At 77.5% G+C, this 1,659-nt stretch carries 1 protein-coding gene; it reads right to left on the bottom strand.

What is annotated here, in order from left to right:
- Positions 1-19 precede the first annotated feature (19 nt).
- Positions 20-1,429, bottom strand: coding sequence for a hypothetical protein (locus FNQ90_RS22355; RefSeq protein WP_182607997.1), 1,410 nt, complete (start codon positions 1,427-1,429; stop codon positions 20-22).
- Positions 1,430-1,659 lie beyond the last annotated feature (230 nt).

Raw genomic sequence — 1,659 nt, 5'->3', positions numbered from 1 at the left:
CCCCGGTGCGTGCCGCCGCTCACCGGTACTCCGCCAGCCGTCGGCCGATGCCCAGCACCACGGCCGCGGCGCCGAGCAGCGCCAGGGGCACCGCCCCCTCACCCGGGCCCCGCAGAGCCGCCCGCCCGGCACCGGCGACCTCGTCGAACCGTTCCTGCTCGGCATCGAGGGCGGCGCGCAGCGCCTCGCCGGCCGCCCGCGCGTACGTGCCGCTGTGCGCGGTGCCCCGGCTCCCCTCCGGTTCGCCCGGCTCCCCGATGACCAGCCTCGTGGCCCGGTCGTACTCCCCGGACGCCTCCGCCCGCAGCATTCCCGCGTTCCACTCCCGCCAGACGGAGACCGCCTCCCGGGCCGAGGCCAGCCGTTCCGGGCCCCGAGGATCCCGGGCCAGGTCGCCGGCGTGGGCCAGCAGACCCGCTCCGGTGGACCCCTCCGGCCCCGCCAACTCCTCCAACCGCTGTCGCGCGCTCTCCGCGTAACCACCCCCCGAACCCCGGGCCACCAGGACGAGGCTCTCGTCGCCCCGGGTCAGGATCACCGTGGCCCAGGCCTCGTTCACCGCCTCCACCGCCGGCATGTTCTTCCCCACGGCGGCGGTGAACGAGGCCCGGGCCACGGCGTGCGAGGTCGACGCCCACCCCACCAGCACCGTCACCGCCAGCACCCCCGCCACCAGGCCGGGGTTGAGGACCCGCCGGGTACGGCGCCGGTGCCGGTGGTGCGCGGCGACGAGCGCGAGTAGGGTCACCGCCCCCAGCGCGGGGCCGGCCATCGGGCGGGCGGACGCCCGCTCCAGGTCCGCGCGCAGCCGTTCGGTCTCCAACGCCTGCAGCTCACGGGCGGCGGGGAGCATCACCTCCTGCATCAGCGAATTGGCGTGCCGCAGATAGGCGCCGCCCAGCGGAAGCCCCCGACGATTGTCGGCCCGGGCGGTGCCCAGCAGGCCGGTGTAGACGGGCAGGGTGCGGTTGAGCAGGTCGATCCGCTCCGCCGCCTCGGCCGCCGGGCCGCCCTCGGGGCGGGGGTGGGAGGCGGCGGCGGTCAGCAACCGGGCCGTGTCCGTGATCAGCCGCTCGTGGTGCTCACGCACCTCGCGCGGCTCGTCCCCACCTGCCAGGAAACCCATGGCGGCCGTGGTGTCGGCCTCGGCCAGTGAGCGGTGTATCCGGGCGGCGTCCGCGCTCGGCGGTGCGCCGGAGACCAGGGCGTCGTGCGCGGCGCCCGCCCGTTCCGCCATCTCGCCGGCGGTCAGGACCCCCGTCAGCAGGATCAGTCCCACCAGCACCGCGCCGATGGCCCGCAGCCGACCCGGCTCCGTGGCGGCGGCGGCACGCAGGCGCAGGGCGGCCTCGACCGGGACCGGGTGACGGGCCGGGGCGAGCCGATCGGCACGCGGCGCGTGCGACCGACGGCTCACCGGGTGGGTCACGACCGGGCGCCTCCCCTCGCGCGTTCGTGTGCGGGTCCCGACACGCCGGGTGCCGGGCCGTGCGAACACCGCCGATCGGTCGCGCGTGCCCCGGCGGGGCCGGTGGGGGTCGTGCCGCGCGTTCAGCCGTCGGTGCGGTGCGGTGCGGTGCGGTGCGCGCGCCGGCTCGGTTGCCGGTACACGGGGGCAGTATGACCGTCGGTCCGGTTCCCGGGGAGGGGCTGTCTCGC

The sequence above is a fragment of the Streptomyces alkaliphilus genome (assembly GCF_014141535.1).
GTDB lineage: Bacteria > Actinomycetota > Actinomycetes > Streptomycetales > Streptomycetaceae > Streptomyces > Streptomyces alkaliphilus.
The sequence above is the reverse complement of the archived record's forward strand: the minus strand, read 5'-3'. Positions and strand labels throughout refer to the sequence as shown.